This is a genomic window from Stenotrophomonas sp. LARHCG68 (assembly GCF_052871705.1).
In genome coordinates, this window is the sequence record NZ_JBIXJV010000006.1 from 208,228 (window position 1) to 225,698 (window position 17,471).

Sequence of the window (17,471 nt, forward strand, 5' to 3'; positions counted from 1 at the left end):
ACACCCGCGCACGAAGGAGCCCGTAACGCCATGCACGACATCGCCAACGCCACTCCTTCGCGGCAGCCCCACTCCCGGTACCAGAACATGAAGATCAAACGTTTCGTCGCCGCCGACATGCGCACCGCCATGAACCTGGTGCGCAAGGAGCATGGGCCGGACGCGGTCATCCTTTCCAACCGCCGCATCGAGGAAGGTGTCGAGATCGTGGCGGCCGCCCATTACGACGAAGCCGTGGTGCAGCAGGCGCTGGAAGCCAGCCGCCCGGCCCCGCCGGCCCCGAGCAAGCCGCGCAGTGCCGCTGAAGCGATCATGGCCGCGGTCACCCGTCGCCGTACCCCGGAGCCGGAACCGGTCGCCGTCACCACGTCCGCGGTCGCCGCCCTGGCCCGCTCGGCCGTGGGTGCCACTGGCCGCTCGATCGACACCAGCGTGGAACTGGCGCCGGGCAGCCGCTTCGCTTCGTTGCTCAAGCAGCCGGCCGCCGAAGCCCCGGTCATCCCCGCCGCCATCGTCCCGGCGGCGGCCATGCCCGCCGCATTCGCCTCGATCGCACCGGCGGCCGTGGCGACGCAGCACTTCGCCACCCTGCTGGCTGACGAACCGCCGGTGGTGCCGGCTTTCCGTCCTGCCGGCAGCGTCGCCGCCAAGGTCCCGGCAGCCAGTCAGGAGCCGTCCCAGGCCGCGACGGTCGACGCGGTGCCGCCGGTGCAGCGCGCCCAGTTCCAGATCGATCCGCCGCAGCCGGAGCCGACCCCGGTACCGGCAGTGGCCGAACTGCCGGCCGCAGCGCCCGTGGCTGCTGCCCCGGTGGTCGCCGTAACCGCACCGGTTGCCGCGGCCACGACCGAAGCTGTCGTGCCCGTTGCGCCGGCCGTACCGGCCGTGACTGCAGCGCCGGCGGCACCGGTCGCCATCCCGGTCACCCCGGAGACCGCCGCGGCGCTGAGCGTGGTGGCCTCCCGCCGCGACGACGAACAACTCATCCAGCTGCGCCAGGAAATGGCCGGCATGCGCCAGATGATCGAGCGCGAGATGCACCGCTTCACCGACGAGCGCCTGCGCGGCAGCGCGGTGCGCGCCAATGCGCTGGACCTGATGGACGAGTACGGCTTCGACGCCGGCCTGGCCCGCGATGTGGTCCTGCAGATCCCGGCCGACACCGACCCCAGCCGTGCCCGCGGGCTGATGCTGGGCCTGATCTCGCGCAAGCTGCCGATCGCCCCGGTCGACCCGATCGAGACGGGTGGCGTGATCGCCCTGGTTGGCCCGACCGGCGCCGGCAAGACCACCACCATCGCCAAGCTGGCCTCGCGCTTCGCCGAGGCCCATGCCCCGCGTGACGTGGCGCTGGTCACCACCGACACCCAGCGCATCGGCGCGCGCGAGCAGCTGTATGGCTTCGGCCGCCAGCTCGGCATCGCCGTGCACGAGGCCAACAGCGGCACCGACCTGAACCAGCTGCTGCAGAAGCTGGCCGACTACAAGCTGGTGCTGATCGACACCGCCGGGCTGGGCCAGCGCGACCGCGCCCTCACCGCCCAGCTGCAGTGGCTGCGCGCCGCCGGCCAGATCCGCACCCTGCTGGTGCTGCCGGCCAACACCTCCTTCCAGGACATGGATGAGGTGGTGCGCCGCTTCAGCGCCGCCAACCCGCAGGGCGTGGTGCTGACCAAGCTGGACGAGACCGGCCGCTTCGGCTCGGCCCTGTCCATCGCCGTGGACCACTGCCTGCCGGTGACCTGGGTCACCGACGGCCAGGACGTGCCGGAGGACCTGCACCGGGCCTCGGCGGCCAATCTCGTACTTCGCCTTGAAGATTTGCGCCGCGCGGCCGATATGCCCTGCAACCCGGAGTTCAACAATGCAGTCGCGTGAGTACGCCAAGCTGACCCACACCTTCCCGCTCGCGGCCACCCGGCGCGAGCCCGCAGGACCGGTGCGCACCATCGCCGTGACCGGCGGCAAGGGCGGCGTCGGCAAGACCAATGTCTCGGCCAACCTGGCCGTGGCACTGGCCGGCATGGGCAAGCGCACCCTGCTGCTGGACGCCGACCTGGGCCTGGCCAACATCGACGTGGTGCTGGGCCTTCAGCCCAAGCACACCCTGGCCGACCTGGTCGCCGGGCGCTGCACGCTGGAGGAAGTGATCATCGAGGGCCCGAACGGGGTGCTGGTGGTGCCGGCCGCGTCCGGCCGCCGCCACATGGCCGAACTGGCGCCGGCCGAGCACGTGGGCCTGGTCAACGCGTTCTCCGAGCTGGAACGCGACCTGGACGTGATGATCATCGACACCGCCGCCGGCATCACCGACAGCGTGCTGACCTTCTGCCAGGCCGCGCAGGACACCGTGGTGGTGGTCTGCGACGAGCCGGCCTCCATCACCGACGCCTACGCGCTGATCAAGGTGCTCTCGCGCGAGCGCGGCGTGGACCGCATCCAGGTCGTGGCCAACATGGCCCGTGATCCCAACGAAGGCCGCGCCCTGTACGAGAAGCTGGTGCGCGTCTGCGAGAAGTTCCTGATCGACGTCTCGCTCAACTACCTGGGCTGCGTGCCGCAGGACGACTGGCTGCGCGTGTCGGTGCAGCGCCAGCAGCCGGTGGTGAAGCTGTACCCGTCGGCACCGGCCGCCCTGGCCATCCAGGAGATCGCCCGCCGCACCGCGCGCTGGCAGGCCCCCACCACCCCGCGCGGCGGCGTCGAGTTCTTCCTGGAACGCATCATCCAGCAGAAGGTGAGCGCATGAACGCAACGGCCCATTACCGTGAAGTCCAGCGCAATGCGGCCAACGAGTGCATTGCCCAGCACGCCGACCTGGTGCGCCGCATCGCCCACCACCTGGCCGCGCGCCTGCCCGCCAGCGTGGAGGTCGACGACCTGATCCAGGCCGGCATGATGGGCCTGATCGAGGCCTCGCGCAGCTATGACGCCGAACAGGGCGCCTCGTTCGAGACCTATGCCTCGATCCGCATCCGAGGCTCGATGATCGACGAGATCCGGCGTGGCGACTGGGTGCCGCGCTCCGTGCACCGTCGCGCCCGCGATGCCGCGGCCACCATCCGTCGCCTCGAGCAGGCCAGCGGCCGTGCCGCCAGCGCCACCGAGGTGGCCGAGGCGATGGAAATGCCGCTGCCCGAGTACATGCGGCTGGTCGAGGATGCCTCGCGCGGCCAGGTGCTGAGCCTGGAGTCGCGCATCGAGGACCAGGGCGAGCTGGACACCCCGGCCACCGGCGGCCCCACCCCGCAGCAGATGCTCGAGCGCAGCCAGTTCGGCGCCGAGCTGGGCAGGGCCATCAGCCAGCTGCCCGAGCGCGAACAGCTGGTGCTCTCGCTCTACTACGAGCAGGAACTGAACCTGAAAGAGATCGGCGCGGTGCTCGGTGTCAGCGAGTCGCGCGTCTGCCAGATCCATGGCCAGGCCACGCTGCGCCTGCGTGGTCGGCTGAAGATTTTCGAGTCGGCCGACGCCGGCTTCGAGGAACCATGAAGAGGAATTCCTTTTGAACAAGAACATGCGCATCCTGATCGTCGACGATTTCTCGACCATGCGTCGTATCGTCAAGAACCTGCTCGGCGACCTGGGCTTCACCAACACCGCTGAAGCCGAGGACGGGCATGCCGCGCTGGCCATGCTGCAGAGCCAGCCGTTCGATTTCGTGGTCACCGACTGGAACATGCCGGTGATGACCGGCATCGAGCTGCTCAAGGCCATCCGCGCCGATGCCAAGCTCAAGACCCTGCCGGTGCTGATGGTCACCGCCGAAGCCAAGCGCGAGCAGATCATCGAAGCCGCCCAGGCCGGCGTGAACGGCTACATCATCAAGCCGTTCACCGCGCAGACCCTGGAAGAGAAGCTGGGCAAGATCTTCGAACGACTGACGGCGAGCGCCTGATGGACCTGCCTGTCGAGACGCTGAGCGACAAGTCGGCCCTGATCCAGCGCCTGCAGGATGCGCTGGCCGCGCTGGAAAACGGTGATGAAACCCGTTGGCGCCAGGAAATCGACGCCCTGGCCGCGCTGCGCGCGCAGCCGATGGTGGCCGGGCTGGGCCGGTTGGCCCGCGAGCTGGGCCAAGCACTGGGCGAGCTGCCCAGCGTGCCCAGCGAAGCCGGCGAGCTGGACGATGCCTGCGCGCGCCTGGACCACGTGGTGGAGATGACCGAGAAGGCCACCCACCGCACCCTGGACCTGGCAGAGGAATGCCGCGAGCTGACCGAACGGCTGCGCGCCGAAGGCCTCAACGCCGACCAGGACCAGCTGCTGGACCGCATCCGCCACAACCTCACCGAAGTGGCGCTGACCCAGAGCTACCAGGACCTGACCGGTCAGATCATCCGCCGCGTGGTGGGCATCGTCCGCCGCGTGCACGAGGGCTTTGGTGCACTGGGCCTGCCCCCGGCCGAGGAAGACGTGCGCAACGCCGGCCTGGCCGGTCCGGCGGTCAATGGCCTGGACCGCCATGCGGTCAGCCAGCATGACGCCGACGACCTGCTGTCGGACCTGGGGCTGTAAGCCATGAGTGCCTTCGCCGACGACATCGCCGCCGATTTCATCATCGAAGCCCAGGAGATCCTCGATCGCCTGGGCGAGCAGCTGGTGACGCTGGAGCAGGCACCGGAAGACACCGACCAGCTCAACGCGGTGTTCCGCGGCTTCCACACGCTCAAGGGCGGCGCCGGCTTCCTGTCGATCACGCCGATGGTGGAGCTGTGCCATGCCGCCGAGGAAACCCTGGGCATGGCCCGCTCGGGCAAGGCGCAACTGCTGGCCCATCACTTCGATGCCGCCCAGCAGTCGCTGGACTGGCTGCAGTCCATGCTCGACGCGGTGTCCTCCGGCACCGAGCCGGGCCACGCGCCGGCGGCATTGATCGCGCAGTTCGACGTCGGTACCGCGCCGGTACCGGCACCGGTCGCGGCACCGGTCGCGCCGGCCGGTGACCTGATCACCGAGGACGAGTTCGAGGCCCTGCTCGACAGCCTGCACGGCAAGAGCGCGCCGTCGGCGGTGGCCGCCAAACCCGCCGATGACCTGATCACCGAAGACGAGTTCGAGGCATTGCTCGACACGCTGCACGGCAGTGCCGCGCCCGGCACGTCCGCCGCTCCGGCAGTGGCAGTGGCACCGGCAGCGCCCCGCCCGGCGCCTGCCCCGGCCGCACGCCCCACCGCGGCGGCCAAGCCGGCGGCCGCACCGGCCAAGGCCAGCGAGCCCGAGCACACCGTGCGCGTGGACACCAAGCGCCTGGATGCCATCGTCAACCTGATCGGCGAACTGGTGCTCTCACGCAACCGCCTGAAGACCCTGCGCAGCCGGCTCAAGGACGAGGAACTCGACCGCGCCGTCTCCACCCTGGACATCGCCACCGCGCGGCTGCAGTCGGCGGTGATGCGCACCCGCATGCAGCCGGTCGGCAAGGTGTTCTCGCGCTTCCCGAAGGTGGCGCGCGACGTCGCGCGCTCGCTGCAGAAGGAAGTGGACCTGGAACTGATCGGCGCCGACACCGAGCTGGACCGCAACTTGGTCGAAGCCCTGGCCGACCCGCTGGTGCACCTGGTCCGCAACGCCATCGACCACGGCGTGGAGATGCCCGACCTGCGCGAGGCGCAGGGCAAGCCGCGGATGGGCCGGGTGCGGCTGTCCGCCCAGCAGGAAGGCGACTACGTCAGCATCGAGGTGCAGGACGACGGCGCCGGCATCGACCCCGAACGCCTGCGCGCCAAGGCCCGCGAGAAGGGCTTGATCGACCCGGAGGCCGCCGCCCGCCTGACCAGCGAGGAATGCCTGCACCTGGTGTTCCTGCCCGGCTTCTCCACCAAGCAGCAGGTCACCGACATCTCCGGCCGCGGCGTCGGCATGGACGTGGTGCAGTCGCGCATCCGCGAGCTCAGCGGCCAGATCCAGATCCAGTCCGAACTGGGCCGTGGCAGCCGCTTCCTGATCCGCGTGCCGCTGACCCTGGCGATCCTGCCGACCCTGCTGGTCCAGGCCGGTGAGGACGTCTATGCGCTGCCGCTGGCCCGCGTGATGGAAGTGCTGCACGCCCCGGCCACCTCGCTGGGCTGGTTCGACGGCCGCGCGGTGCTGGACCGCAAGACCCACACGCTGGCGCTGGTGGACCTGCGCCAGTGGCTGGGCGTGACGCCGACCCTGTCGCCGCTGCTGACCATCGTGGTGCTGCAGGTCGGCGAAGCCCGCTTCGGCCTGGTCGTGGACCAGGTCCGCGGCCGCGAGGAAGTGGTGATCAAGCCCCTGCCGCGCGCCCTGCGCGGCCTGCGTGGCTACGCCGGCGCCACCCTGATCGGCGACGGCCGCATGGCGCTGATCCTGGACGTGGATGGGTTGCGCGGTGGGCAGGACTGACAGCTGCCGCCAACGCTGCACTCCCCTCTCCCGCCTGCGGGAGAGGGGCTAAAGCAAAAGCCTCCCCCGCAGGCGGGAGAGGGACTAAAGCAAAGCCTTCCCCGCGCGCGGGAGAAGGGCTGAAGCAGGTAGCTCCCCCGCACGCCGGAAGGGAGCGAACGCAACACCCCGATTCAAGACTGTCTTCACAAGGCCGATATCCAACACCATGGACCGACTCAGCATCATTGGACTCTTCCTCGCCCTCGCTTCGCTGGTGGGCGGCAGCATCCTCAAGGGTGCGGGCCTGTCGTCGCTGTGGTCGCCGGCCGCGTTCGTGATCGTGATCGTCGGCACCATCGCCGCGATCCTGCTGCATACCTCGCCGGCGGTGTTCAAGCACGCCTTCAGGATCGTGCGCTGGGTGATCCGCCCGCCGGCCAGTGACCGCCGCGCGCTGGTCCAGCAGATCGTGGACTGGAGCAACATCGCCCGCCGCCAGGGCCTGCTGGGCCTGGAGCCGCAGGTGGAGCAGCAGGACGACCCGTTCATCCGCAAGGGCCTGCAGTTGGTGGTCGACGGCGTGGAGCCGGACACCATCCGCCACATGATGGAAATCGAGCTCGGCAGCCAGGAACAACAGGACCTGGCGGCGACCAAGGTGTTCGAAGGCATGGGCATCTACGCCCCGACGCTGGGCATCATCGGTGCCGTGCTGGGCCTGATCGCGGTGATGAAGAACCTGGCCGACCCGAGCAAGCTCGGCCATGGCATCGCCGCCGCGTTCACCGCCACCATCTACGGCATCGCCTCGGCCAACCTGCTGTTCCTGCCGGTCTCGGCCAAGCTCAAGAGCGTGATCGCCTCCAGCACGCGCGAGCGCGAGATGGTCATCGAGGGCCTGATCGCCATCGCCCAGGGCGAGAACCCGCGCAACATCGAAAACAGCCTGGCCGGGTTCGTGAACTGAGCCATGGCACGTCGCAAGCACCACGAAGAGCACGCCAACCATGAGGCATGGGCCATCCCCTATGCCGACCTGATGACGCTGCTGCTCGCCTTCTTCGTGGTGATGTACGCCATCTCCTCGCTCAACGAGGGCAAGTACCGGGTGATGGCCGACTCCCTGTCCACCGCTTTCGGCGGCGCACCGCGCACCATCAGCCAGGTGCAGGTGGGCAACATGCAGATCCAGGGCGGCGGCCACGACACCCCGTCGGTGATCCGCTCGCCGAGCATGACCGGCGGCGCCATGGCCGACCCCACCCAGCTGCCGTCGATGGCATCGCACATGCGCATGCCGGTCTCCACGCGCAACCAGGAACAGCTGCAGCGCGCCGAGCGCCAGTTGAACCAGATCGCCGACCGGCTCAGCTCCGCGCTGGCGCCGCTGGTCAAGCAGGGCGTGATCACGGTGCGCCGCACCGAGCTGTGGCTGGAAGTGGAGATCAACAGCGACATCCTGTTCGCCACCGGTTCGGCCTCGCTCGATGCCGGCGCCCGCGACACCCTGGGCAAGCTGGCCGACGTGCTGCTCGATGCCCCCAACGGCGTGCGCGTGGAAGGCCACACCGACAACGTACCGATCGCCACCACGCAGTTCCCGTCCAACTGGGAGCTGTCCGCCGGTCGCGCGGCCAGCGTCGTGCACCTGTTCGCCGACCATGGCGTGCAGCCGGCACGGCTGGCGATGGTGGGCTATGGCCAGTTCCGTCCGCGCGAAAGCAACGACCTGCCGGAAGGCCGCAACCGCAACCGGCGGGTGATGGTCATCATCCTGGCCGACTCGGCCGCAGCGGCTGACCTGCCCGGCGCGGGTACCACCACCGCCGGCACCAACGGCACCGACGCCCCCCGTGGCGACAGCTCCCCCGCTGCCGCCGCCTCGGTGCCCGCTGTCATCGAAGGAGTTCACTGATGCGTATCTGGGCCATTGCCAACCAGAAAGGTGGCGTCGGCAAGACCACCACCACCCTGTCACTGGGGCGCGGCCTGGCCGCGCGCGGGCACAAGGTGCTGCTGATCGACCTGGATCCGCATTCTTCCCTCACCCGCGCCTTCGGCGTGCCAATCGAACCGGTGCCGCAGGGCGTACAGGAACTGTTCGCCACGCCGCCGCACGACATCGCCGCGCTGGCGCGCGCCAGCGACATCCCGAGCCTGGACTACCTGTGCGCGCAGGCGTCATTGGCCACGCTGGAACGCCGCAGCGCCAACCAGCCCGGCCTCGGCCTGGCGCTGCAGCAGGCCTTGGCCCGCCACGGCGACCGCCATGACTACATCCTGCTCGACTGCGCGCCCACGCTGGGCCTGCTGATGATCAACGCGCTGGCCGCGGCCGACCGCCTGGTCATCCCCACCCAGGCCGAGCCGCTGGCGCTGCACGGCCTGGACGGCATGGTCCGCACCGGCGAAATGGTCGAGCGCTCACGCAAGCGGCCGTTGCCCATCTCGGTGCTGCCGACCCTGTTCGACCGCCGCACCCGCGCCGGCAACGAGTCGGTGCGCGCGATGCAGGACCGTCACGGCGAGCGCGTCTGGGAAGATGCCATTCCGCTGGATACCCGCATCAGCCAGGTCGCCGGCCTGGTCCAGCCGATCCAGGGCGACGACTACCCCGGCCGCGGCCATGCCGCCTATCGCCGCGCGCTGGACTGGCTGTTGGCCGAAGAGGCACGCGTGCGGCCAGCGCAGGAGGCGGCATGAGTACCGTCGGCGCACTGGACGACTACCTGGACGAACTGCTCGGCGGCGGCATGCCGACGGCGGTGACCCCCACTGCGCCGGCCGCGCCGGTCGAAATACCGGGTGACAGCGCCGAGCTGGAAGCCGCCTTCGAAGCCGCGCTGGCCGAGGTCCAGGCACAGGCCAATGCCGTGCCCGTAGACGCCCCCGTCGCCGCTGCGTCCACCGTTCCCGGTGACAGCGCCGAACTGGAAGCCGCCTTCGAGGCCGCGCTGGCCGACGTCCAGGCACGGGCCAATGCCGTGCCCGTAGAGGCCCCGATCGCCGCTGTATCCACCGTTCCCGGCGACAGCGCCGAACTGGAAGCCGCGTTCGAGGCCGCACTGGCCGCCGCCGCGGCTTCACCCGCGAGCGCCATGGCTGAACCCACCTGGGCCGACGTGCCTGCTGAGCCGGTCGCCACTGCGCCGGCGCCGGAGCCCACCTGGGACGACCTGCCGGACGAGGTCATCTACGAAACCGACGCGGCCGAAAGCGCCCGGCTTGCCCATGCCGACAGCCCCGGCCTGCAGGCCGCCTTCGACGTGGCCGCAGGCGTGGCCCCCGCACCGCCACCGCCGGCCCGCACCGCGCGACCGGCCCCTGCGCCCGCCCCTGCCGCACCCGCCGCCGTACCGAACACGTGGCAGGAACTGCAGGCGCAAGCCGCACGGCCACCGCAGCAACGCCGCGCCAGCGAGCGCACCTCGCGCTGGCTGCGCCTGCGTTGCGGTGCGCAGGCCTATGCGCTGGAGCTGTTGAAGGTGCAGGAAGTGGTCCTGCCGGTACCCTTGCTGGCGCTGCGCGGTGCCGCGCCGTCGATGCTGGGCATCATGAACCTGCGCGGCCAGGTGGTCCCGGTACTGGACCTGTGCCGGCACCTTGACGTCCCGGTCACCGAAGACTCCGCGCAGACCCGCATCGTGGTGCTGGAGGAGAACGGCGAAACACTGGGCCTGCGCGTCTCCGCCGTGGAGGACGTGGCCAACCTGACCGACTCGCAGATCGAACCCCCGGACACCGCGCGCATCTGCCAGATCTCCAACGAGCTGTTCAAGGGCATTGCCCGCATCGGCAGCCAGCCGATGATCCTGCTCGATGCCACCCGCCTGCTCCAGTAGGCGCGCCTTCCGGCGCCAAGCAGGAACCACGCCCCTACCGAGAGTGCATGCAAGCCCCGGATGCATCGATTTCGCGCCGGAAGGCGCTCCTGCCGGGCAAACCGCGCAATCCATCACATTCCGCACCGCACCAGGTCACCTGCCCTAAAGAACCCCGGTGCAATGCCGCTACCCCTCCCAGTAACGTTTGTCCCGGAGCAACGATGAGCACTGTGGCGCTGTCGCAGGATCTCGGAATCGAATCCACCAGCGAGCTGAAACAGCAACTGGCCGCGCATCTCGGCCAGGGCGGTGAACTGCGTGTCGACGCCAGCGAGGTGGCCCGCGTGCACACCGCGGCCATGCAGGTGCTGTGCGCCTTCGTCGTGGCCCGCCAGCAAGCCGGGCACGGCACCGTGTTCGACAACGCTACCGACACCTTCCGTGACGCCGCGCGCCTGCTCGGTGTCCTCCGGACCTTCGGTCTGGAAGCAACCCCTGACACAACGAAATCTGTGGAGAACGCTGCATGAGCGCACGAATCCTGGTGGTGGACGACTCGGCGTCGATGCGCCAGATGGTCTCTTTCGCCCTCACCTCGGCCGGTTTTTCGGTGGAAGAAGCCGAAGACGGCGCCGTCGCCCTCGGCCGTGCCAAGGGTCAGCGCTTCAACGCGGTGGTCACCGACGTGAACATGCCGAACATGGACGGCATCGCGCTGATCCGCGAGCTGCGCCAGCTGCCGGACTACAAGTTCACCCCGCTGCTGATGCTCACCACCGAATCGGCCGCGGACAAGAAGTCCGAAGGCAAGGCCGCCGGCGCCACCGGCTGGCTGGTCAAGCCGTTCAATCCCGAACAGCTGGTCGCCACCGTCCAGAAAGTCCTGGGCTGATACGCCCCGCCTGCACCCCTCACGGATACCGCGCCAATGAGCATGGACCTGCAACGTTTCCACGCCACCTTCTTCGAGGAAAGCCGCGAAGGGCTGGATGCGATGGAAGCCGGGCTGCTGGCGCTGGAAGACGGCCAACGCGACCCGGAGGTCATCAACTCGGTGTTCCGCGCCGCCCATTCGATCAAGGGCGGCGCCGGCACCTTTGGCTTCGATGCCATCGCCGGCCTCACCCACGTGCTGGAAACGCTGCTCGACGAGCTGCGTGCCGGCAAGCGCGCGCTGGAAGGCAATGCGGTCGATGCGATGCTGGCCTCGGTGGACGTGCTGCGTGCACTGCTGCGCGAGGTCGAGCACGGCCAGGCCGCCGACCCGGCCGCGGTCAAGGCGGTGACCGATCGGCTGCAGGCGGTACTGGCCGGAACGGCGCCGGTCGCCGTCGCAGCCGCGAAGCAGGAAGAAACCCCTGACGCCTGGCAGATCGGCTTCGTGCCGGCGCCGTCGCTGTTCATGAGCGGCAACGACCCGCTGCGCATCATCCGCGAGCTGGAGACGCTGGGCTCGCTGCACGTCGAACCGCGCATGCAGCGCCTGCCGGCATTCGAGCAGCTTGATCCGCTGGAAGCCTACCTGGCCTGGGACCTGGGCCTGGTTGGCAAGGTGCCGCGCAGCCGCATCGAAGACACCTTTGCCTGGGTCGTGGACGACTGCGAGCTGGACATCCGTCCGGCCGCGCCGCCCAGCCTGGCCACCGAGGCGCCCGCAGCGGCCGCTACTCCCCCCGCCGTGGACGCCGGCAAGCCCGCCGCGGCCAGCGGCACGCATGAGGCGGAGACCTCCATCCGCGTCAGCGTCGACAAGGTCGATGCACTGATCAACCTGGTCGGCGAACTGGTCATCACCCAGGCCATGCTCAAGCAGGTCTCCGGCGGGTTGGACCCGGTCCACGCCGAACGCCTGTTCGCCGGCCTGGACCTGCTCGAGCGCAACACCCGCGACCTGCAGGAAGCCGTCATCGGCGTGCGCATGCTGCCGGTGGATGCGGTGTTCCGGCGTTTCCCGCGCCTGGTCCGCGACCTGTCCAGCCGCCTTGGCAAGCAGGTGCGCCTGCGCACCGTCGGCGAAGGCACCGAGCTGGACAAGGGCCTGATCGAGAAGATCGCCGACCCACTGGTCCACCTGGTCCGCAACTCGATCGACCACGGCCTGGAGATGCCCGACGTCCGCCGCGATGCCGGCAAGGACGAGACCGGCACCATCACCCTGGCCGCGTCGCACCAGGGCGGCCATATCGTCATCGAGGTCAGCGACGATGGCCGCGGGCTGAACCGCGACAAGATCCTGGCCAAGGCGCTCGAGCGCGGACTCAGCGTGCCGGACAATCCGACCGACGCGCAGGTCTGGGACCTGATCTTCCAGCCGGGCTTCTCCACCGCCGACGCGGTCACCGACCTGTCCGGGCGGGGCGTGGGCATGGACGTGGTCCGCCGCAACATCCAGGCGCTGGGCGGCGAAGTACAGCTGGAAAGCCGCACCGGCCACGGCACCCGCGTGCTGATCCGGCTGCCGCTGACCCTGGCCATCCTCGATGGCATGACCGTCTCGGTGGCCGGCGAAACCCTGATCCTGCCGTTGGCCTACGTGCTCGAGGCACTGCAGCCACAGGCCGACGACATCCGCACCATGGCTGGCGAAGGCCGCGTGCTGCGGGTGCGCGGCGAGTACCTGCCGATCCTGTCGCTGGGCCAGTATTACGGCTACCGCGATGACCGCCATGCCGACCCGCTGGTGGTGGTGGTCGAAGGCGATGGCCAGAAGATCGCGCTGGAAGTGGATGAACTGCTCGGCCAGCAGCAGGTGGTGGTCAAGAACATCGAGAACAACTACCGCCGCATCGGCGGGGTTTCCGGCGCCACCATCCTCGGCGATGGCCGCGTCGCGCTGATCGTCGACATCGGTGGGCTGGTGCGCTCGCTCCGGATCCCGCAGGCCGCCTGATCCCGGCCCCGCGCCCACATCGCGCACCGGTTGGCGGGATGCCGACCGGCCGCTGACCGGCCGTCCATGACGGCACCCGGCGCCTTCCCCGCCTGCCATCGCGCAGGCGGGAATGGCGTCCCTGCCCCTTTCCACCCCCTCTCCACAGGCGACCACCGCGACCGCACCCGATGCCATCGCGCACTCCGCCCTGCGACGGTCGACGGCCCGATGCGGCCGGTGTCATTCCCCAACGCATTCACCTGAACACCGTCAGCAAGCGTTCGCCAGCGGCTGTCAAGAACCCCACGGCAGTGCCGATACCGCAGCACATCGTGGTGCCAGCACCACACGGGCGCTTCGCCGCCCGCCTACTTCCCCGTTACCTGCGCAGGCGCGAAGGGCCTGCGCGTAGCACGCAATGCCAAACGGAGGCATCTGCAATGAAATGGTTCCAGAACCTGTCGATCACGCGGAAGCTGTTGCTGGCGTTCTGCACCACCGGTCTGCTGACCCTGCTGTTGGGCCTGTTCTCGGTGTGGCGCATGGATGTCGCCCAGCAGCAGATCCGCCAGGTCAACGAGAACTGGATGCCCGCCGTGCAGCATCTGGGCGAGATGCGCGCGCAGCTCGGTGAGTTCCGCACGTTCGAGCAGGCGCAGCTGGCCTACCAGGGCAACCCCGAGCAGCTGGCCGATTACGACAAGCGCATGGCCGATACGCGCACGGTGATCGAGGCCGAGGAAAAGGCCTACGACGACATCGACACCGACTACACCGCCGAGGAAAAGGCGATGTACGACCAGCTCAAGGACTACCGGGCCGCGTACTTCCAGGCGCATGAACGCATCGCCGCGGCCATCGCCGCCGATGACTTCGCCACCGCCTCGGCCATCTCCAGCTCCGACTCGCGCAAGATGCGCCGCGCGCTGTTCGACCAGCTCAAGAAGCTCTCCCAGTACAACCAGGAACAGCTGGCCAGGGAGACCGCGATGTCGCGCGAAGCGCACACGCGCTCGCTGCTGGCCGTGTTCGGCATGCTGGCGGCGGCACTGGCGCTGGCCGCGCTGCTGGGCTGGGCCATCATCCGCGCGATCATGGCGCCGCTGGGCGAAGCCGTGCGCGTGGCCGATGATGTTTCCGCCGGCAAGCTCGACCGCCGCATCGACGCCTCGCGCCGCGACGAAGTAGGCATGCTGCTGTCCTCGATGCAGCGCATGCAGGCGCAGCTGCAGTCGGTTATGGCCGCGCAGGGCGAGATGGCCCGCCAGCATGACGCCGGCTCGCTCAGCTACCGCATGGACGAGAGCGCCTTCCCCGGCGACTACGGGCAGATGGTGCGCGCCACCAACGGTCTGGTCGCCGGCAACGTGGCCACCATCGGTGACACCCTGGACATCCTCAAGCGCTACTCCGTCGGCGACATGAGCGTGGACATCGAGCGCCTGCCCGGCGAGAAGGCGGTGATCACCGAGACCGTGGACACCATCAAGGCCAACCTGTCGGCCATCAACACCGAGATCCGGCAGCTGGCCACCGCGGCCGCGGCCGGTGACTTCACCCAGCGCGGCGACGTGGACGGCTACCAGCACGACTTCCGTGACATGGTCGCCGGCCTGAACCACCTGATGGAAACCGCCGACGGCAACCTGGCCAAGGTCTCCCAGGTGCTGCAGGCACTGGCCCAGGGTGACCTCACCGTGCGCATGGACGGCCAGTTCAACGGCGTGTTCGCGCAGATGCGCGACGATGCCAACGCCACCGTCGACCAGCTGACCGCCATCGTCGGCCGCATCCAGAACGCGGCCTCCAGCATCAACCTGGCTTCCAGCGAGATCGCCACCGGCAACAACGACCTGTCGCGCCGTACCGAGCAGCAGGCCGCCAACCTGGAGGAAACCGCTGCCTCGATGGAGGAGCTGACCTCCACCGTGCGCCAGAACGCCGAGTCGGCCCGCCAGGCCAACCAGCTCGCCATCGGTGCGCACGGCGTGGCCAGCCAAGGCGGCAACGTGGTCGCCCAGGTGGTCAACACCATGGGCGCCATCGAGGCTTCGTCCAAGAAGATCGCCGAGATCATCTCGGTCATCGACGGCATCGCCTTCCAGACCAACATCCTGGCCTTGAACGCCGCGGTGGAAGCGGCGCGTGCCGGCGAGCAGGGCCGCGGCTTCGCCGTGGTCGCCTCGGAAGTACGGACCCTGGCCCAGCGCTCGGCCGGCGCGGCCAAGGAGATCAAGGGCCTGATCGAGGACTCGGTGGACAAGGTCGGCGAAGGCTCGGTGCTGGTGCATCAAGCCGGCACCACGATGGGCGAGATCGTGGCCTCGGTGCAGCGCGTGACCGACATCATGGCCGAGATCTCCGCCGCCTCGCAGGAGCAGAGCGCCGGCATCGAGCAGGTCAATCAGACCGTGATGCAGATGGACGAGACCACCCAGCAGAACGCCGCGCTGGTGGAGGAAGCCACCGCCGCGGCCCGGGCGATGGAAGAACAGGCACTGCTGCTCAACGAAGCGGTGGCCGCCTTCCACATCGCGTCCAAGGCGGGCACCGCCAGCGTCGCCAGCCCGCCGCGCAGCCGCCCGGCCAGCCCGCCACCGGCCAGCCCGCGCATCGCCCGCGCGCCGGTGGCACGCCGGATCGAACCGGTGGTCGCCAATGGCGAGGACTGGCAGGAATTCTGATGTCCCCGCGCCGCCGCCCGTCCCATGGGCGGCGGCAGGCACCGCCAGCCGCTGCCGTTTCCCTCAAGCAACACCCAGGCAAGCCGATTTACTGATCAATCCCCTCCTTCCACCCGGCCGGTAGTCGCCAATGTCCACTTCCCGACGTTCCTTTACCCGCAGCATCGCCATGCGCCTGATGCTCGGAACCGCTTTGGTTGCAACGTTCGCCTTCGGCCTCACCGCGATGATCATCTACCTGCGCAGCAGCGACGCGCTGATGTCGGTCTCGCGTGCCAACCTGGAGAACATGGCCAACCTGGAAGCGCAGCGCATCTCGGCCGAGATGGGGCTGGGCTTCGAATCCAACGACACGCTGGCCAGCAGCTTCCTGAGCCTGCGCCAGTCCGGCGCGCTGACCCGCCAGAATGCCTCCAGCGTCCTGCAGCAGAAGCTGCTGGCCAACCCGCAGTGGATCGGCGTCGGCACGCTGTGGGAACCGGACGCCTTCGACGGCAAGGACGCCGAGTTCGTCGATACCGACGGCCACGATGCCAGCGGCCGCTTCATGAGCTACTGGGCCTGGCAGGACGGCACGCCCGTGCAGGAAGCCCTGCGCGGCTACGACGTGCCCGGCGATGGCGACTGGTACCTGCAGCCACGTGCCTCGAAGAAGCCGGCCGTGCTGGAACCGTACAGCTATGAGATCGGTGGCCGTCGCATCCTGATGACCACGCTGGCCACGCCGATCGTGGAGGGCGACCATTTCCTCGGCGTGATGACCGTGGACTTCGCCCTGCAGTCGCTGCAGGAGCGCCTGAGCACGATGCACCCGATGGAACAGGGCTACGTGCGGCTGCTGTCGCCGGGCGGCACCATCATCGCCGACCGCGACCCGGCCAAGGTCGGCAGCAAGGTCGACGATGCCGCGACCAAGGCGATGCTCGCCGGCACCGCCAAGGGTCAGGTCGTGTTCGGGCAAAGCCGCGATGCCGCGCTGGGCGAGGACGTGGTGGAAACCTATGTCCCGCTGAAGATCGGCAATGCCGGCCAGAACTTCGCCTTCGGCGTGGTGGTACCGCGCTCGCTGCTGATGCAGCAGGCCCGCGTGCTGCTGTGGACCATCATCGGCGTCGGCGTGGCGGCGGCACTGCTGCTGTGCCTGGCGCTGTACGTGCTGCTGCGCAGGCTGGTGTTCCAGCCCCTGGGGCAGGCCGTGAACGTGTCCGACCAGATCGCCGCAGGCAAGCTGGACAATGTCCTGCGCGCCCAGCGCGATGACGAACTCGGCATGTTGTTGTCCTCGATGCAGCGCATGCAGGCGCAGCTACAGTCGGTGATGGCCGCGCAGGGCGAGATGGCCCGCCAGCACGACGCCGGCTCGCTCAGCTACCGCATGGACGAGAGCGCCTTCCCCGGCGACTACGGGCAGATGGTGCGCGCCACCAACGGCCTGGTCGCCGGCAACGTGGCCACCATCGGCGACACCCTGGACATCCTCAAGCGCTACTCCGTCGGCGACATGAGCGTGGACATCGAGCGCCTGCCCGGCGAGAAGGCGGTGATCACCGAGACCGTGGACACCATCAAGGCCAACCTGTCGGCCATCAACACCGAGATCCGGCAGCTGGCCACCGCGGCCGCGGCCGGTGACTTCACCCAGCGCGGCGACGTGGACGGCTACCAGCACGACTTCCGTGACATGGTCGCCGGCCTGAACCACCTGATGGAAACCGCCGACGGCAACCTGGCCAAGGTCTC

General features: G+C 69.2%; 15 protein-coding genes. All 15 read left to right on the top strand.

Features of this window, described 5'->3' with window-relative positions:
• The first annotated feature begins 87 nt into the window (after positions 1 to 87).
• Entirely contained in the window at positions 88 to 1,878 is a 1,791-nt protein-coding gene (flhF, locus tag ACIPR8_RS17465) for a flagellar biosynthesis protein FlhF (RefSeq protein ID WP_446541838.1), read from the top strand.
• Positions 1,865 to 2,749 carry a MinD/ParA family protein gene (locus ACIPR8_RS17470; RefSeq protein WP_132863163.1) on the top strand — a complete coding sequence of 295 codons (885 nt, stop codon included), beginning with the start codon at positions 1,865 to 1,867 and terminating at the stop codon, positions 2,747 to 2,749. The genes flhF and ACIPR8_RS17470 overlap by 14 nt, the downstream gene beginning before the upstream one ends.
• Entirely contained in the window at positions 2,746 to 3,492 is a 747-nt protein-coding gene (locus ACIPR8_RS17475) for an RNA polymerase sigma factor FliA (RefSeq protein ID WP_132863162.1), read from the top strand. The genes ACIPR8_RS17470 and ACIPR8_RS17475 overlap by 4 nt, the downstream gene beginning before the upstream one ends.
• Positions 3,493 to 3,505: 13 nt before the next feature.
• The gene (cheY, locus tag ACIPR8_RS17480; RefSeq protein ID WP_165931126.1) at positions 3,506 to 3,898 is read left to right on the top strand and encodes a chemotaxis response regulator CheY; all 393 of its coding nucleotides are present in this window, start codon (positions 3,506 to 3,508) and stop codon (positions 3,896 to 3,898) included.
• Complete coding sequence (locus tag ACIPR8_RS17485) at positions 3,898 to 4,518, top strand: protein phosphatase CheZ (protein WP_132863161.1); 621 nt, start codon at positions 3,898 to 3,900, stop codon at positions 4,516 to 4,518. Before cheY ends, ACIPR8_RS17485 begins: the two co-directional genes overlap by 1 nt.
• A gap of 3 nt (positions 4,519 to 4,521) precedes the next feature.
• Entirely contained in the window at positions 4,522 to 6,369 is a 1,848-nt protein-coding gene (locus ACIPR8_RS17490) for a chemotaxis protein CheA (RefSeq protein ID WP_446541839.1), read from the top strand.
• A 208-nt stretch (positions 6,370 to 6,577) separates the two neighbouring features.
• Positions 6,578 to 7,318, top strand: coding sequence for a flagellar motor protein (locus tag ACIPR8_RS17495; RefSeq protein ID WP_132863159.1), 741 nt, complete (start codon positions 6,578 to 6,580; stop codon positions 7,316 to 7,318).
• Between the two features lie 3 nt (positions 7,319 to 7,321).
• Positions 7,322 to 8,266 (top strand): flagellar motor protein MotD, encoded by a 945-nt coding sequence (gene motD / locus ACIPR8_RS17500; RefSeq protein ID WP_132863158.1) that lies wholly within the window; start codon positions 7,322 to 7,324, stop codon positions 8,264 to 8,266.
• Entirely contained in the window at positions 8,266 to 9,054 is a 789-nt protein-coding gene (locus ACIPR8_RS17505) for a ParA family protein (RefSeq protein ID WP_446541840.1), read from the top strand. The genes motD and ACIPR8_RS17505 overlap by 1 nt, the downstream gene beginning before the upstream one ends.
• Positions 9,051 to 10,193, top strand: a complete 1,143-nt coding sequence (locus ACIPR8_RS17510; protein WP_446541841.1) for a chemotaxis protein CheW — start codon at positions 9,051 to 9,053, stop codon at positions 10,191 to 10,193. The genes ACIPR8_RS17505 and ACIPR8_RS17510 overlap by 4 nt, the downstream gene beginning before the upstream one ends.
• 203 nt (positions 10,194 to 10,396) lie before the next feature.
• Positions 10,397 to 10,705, top strand: a complete 309-nt coding sequence (locus ACIPR8_RS17515; protein WP_132863155.1) for an STAS domain-containing protein — start codon at positions 10,397 to 10,399, stop codon at positions 10,703 to 10,705.
• Positions 10,702 to 11,067, top strand: a complete 366-nt coding sequence (locus tag ACIPR8_RS17520) for a response regulator (RefSeq protein ID WP_087922463.1) — start codon at positions 10,702 to 10,704, stop codon at positions 11,065 to 11,067. The genes ACIPR8_RS17515 and ACIPR8_RS17520 overlap by 4 nt, the downstream gene beginning before the upstream one ends.
• Positions 11,068 to 11,103: 36 nt before the next feature.
• Positions 11,104 to 13,065 carry a chemotaxis protein CheA gene (locus ACIPR8_RS17525; RefSeq protein ID WP_446541842.1) on the top strand — a complete coding sequence of 654 codons (1,962 nt, stop codon included), beginning with the start codon at positions 11,104 to 11,106 and terminating at the stop codon, positions 13,063 to 13,065.
• Between the two features lie 422 nt (positions 13,066 to 13,487).
• Positions 13,488 to 15,731, top strand: a complete 2,244-nt coding sequence (locus ACIPR8_RS17530; RefSeq protein ID WP_446541843.1) for a methyl-accepting chemotaxis protein — start codon at positions 13,488 to 13,490, stop codon at positions 15,729 to 15,731.
• A gap of 130 nt (positions 15,732 to 15,861) precedes the next feature.
• The coding region (locus tag ACIPR8_RS17535; protein WP_446541844.1) for a PDC sensor domain-containing protein at positions 15,862 to 17,471 on the top strand (1,610 nt) is incomplete at its 3' end.

Excerpts from the sequence above, each read along its gene's own strand:
- ACIPR8_RS17505 (WP_446541840.1), top strand. The coding sequence starts at position 8,266 with ATGCGTATCTGGGCCATTGCCAACCAGAAAGGTGGCGTCGGCAAGACC.
- ACIPR8_RS17510 (WP_446541841.1), top strand. The coding sequence starts at position 9,051 with ATGAGTACCGTCGGCGCACTGGACGACTACCTGGACGAACTGCTCGGC.
- flhF (WP_446541838.1), top strand. The coding sequence starts at position 88 with ATGAAGATCAAACGTTTCGTCGCCGCCGACATGCGCACCGCCATGAAC.
- ACIPR8_RS17520 (WP_087922463.1), top strand. The coding sequence starts at position 10,702 with ATGAGCGCACGAATCCTGGTGGTGGACGACTCGGCGTCGATGCGCCAG.
- ACIPR8_RS17475 (WP_132863162.1), top strand. The coding sequence starts at position 2,746 with ATGAACGCAACGGCCCATTACCGTGAAGTCCAGCGCAATGCGGCCAAC.
- motD (WP_132863158.1), top strand. The coding sequence starts at position 7,322 with ATGGCACGTCGCAAGCACCACGAAGAGCACGCCAACCATGAGGCATGG.
- ACIPR8_RS17470 (WP_132863163.1), top strand. The coding sequence starts at position 1,865 with ATGCAGTCGCGTGAGTACGCCAAGCTGACCCACACCTTCCCGCTCGCG.
- ACIPR8_RS17530 (WP_446541843.1), top strand. The coding sequence starts at position 13,488 with ATGAAATGGTTCCAGAACCTGTCGATCACGCGGAAGCTGTTGCTGGCG.
- ACIPR8_RS17525 (WP_446541842.1), top strand. The coding sequence starts at position 11,104 with ATGAGCATGGACCTGCAACGTTTCCACGCCACCTTCTTCGAGGAAAGC.
- ACIPR8_RS17515 (WP_132863155.1), top strand. The coding sequence starts at position 10,397 with ATGAGCACTGTGGCGCTGTCGCAGGATCTCGGAATCGAATCCACCAGC.
- ACIPR8_RS17490 (WP_446541839.1), top strand. The coding sequence starts at position 4,522 with ATGAGTGCCTTCGCCGACGACATCGCCGCCGATTTCATCATCGAAGCC.
- ACIPR8_RS17495 (WP_132863159.1), top strand. The coding sequence starts at position 6,578 with ATGGACCGACTCAGCATCATTGGACTCTTCCTCGCCCTCGCTTCGCTG.
- ACIPR8_RS17485 (WP_132863161.1), top strand. The coding sequence starts at position 3,898 with ATGGACCTGCCTGTCGAGACGCTGAGCGACAAGTCGGCCCTGATCCAG.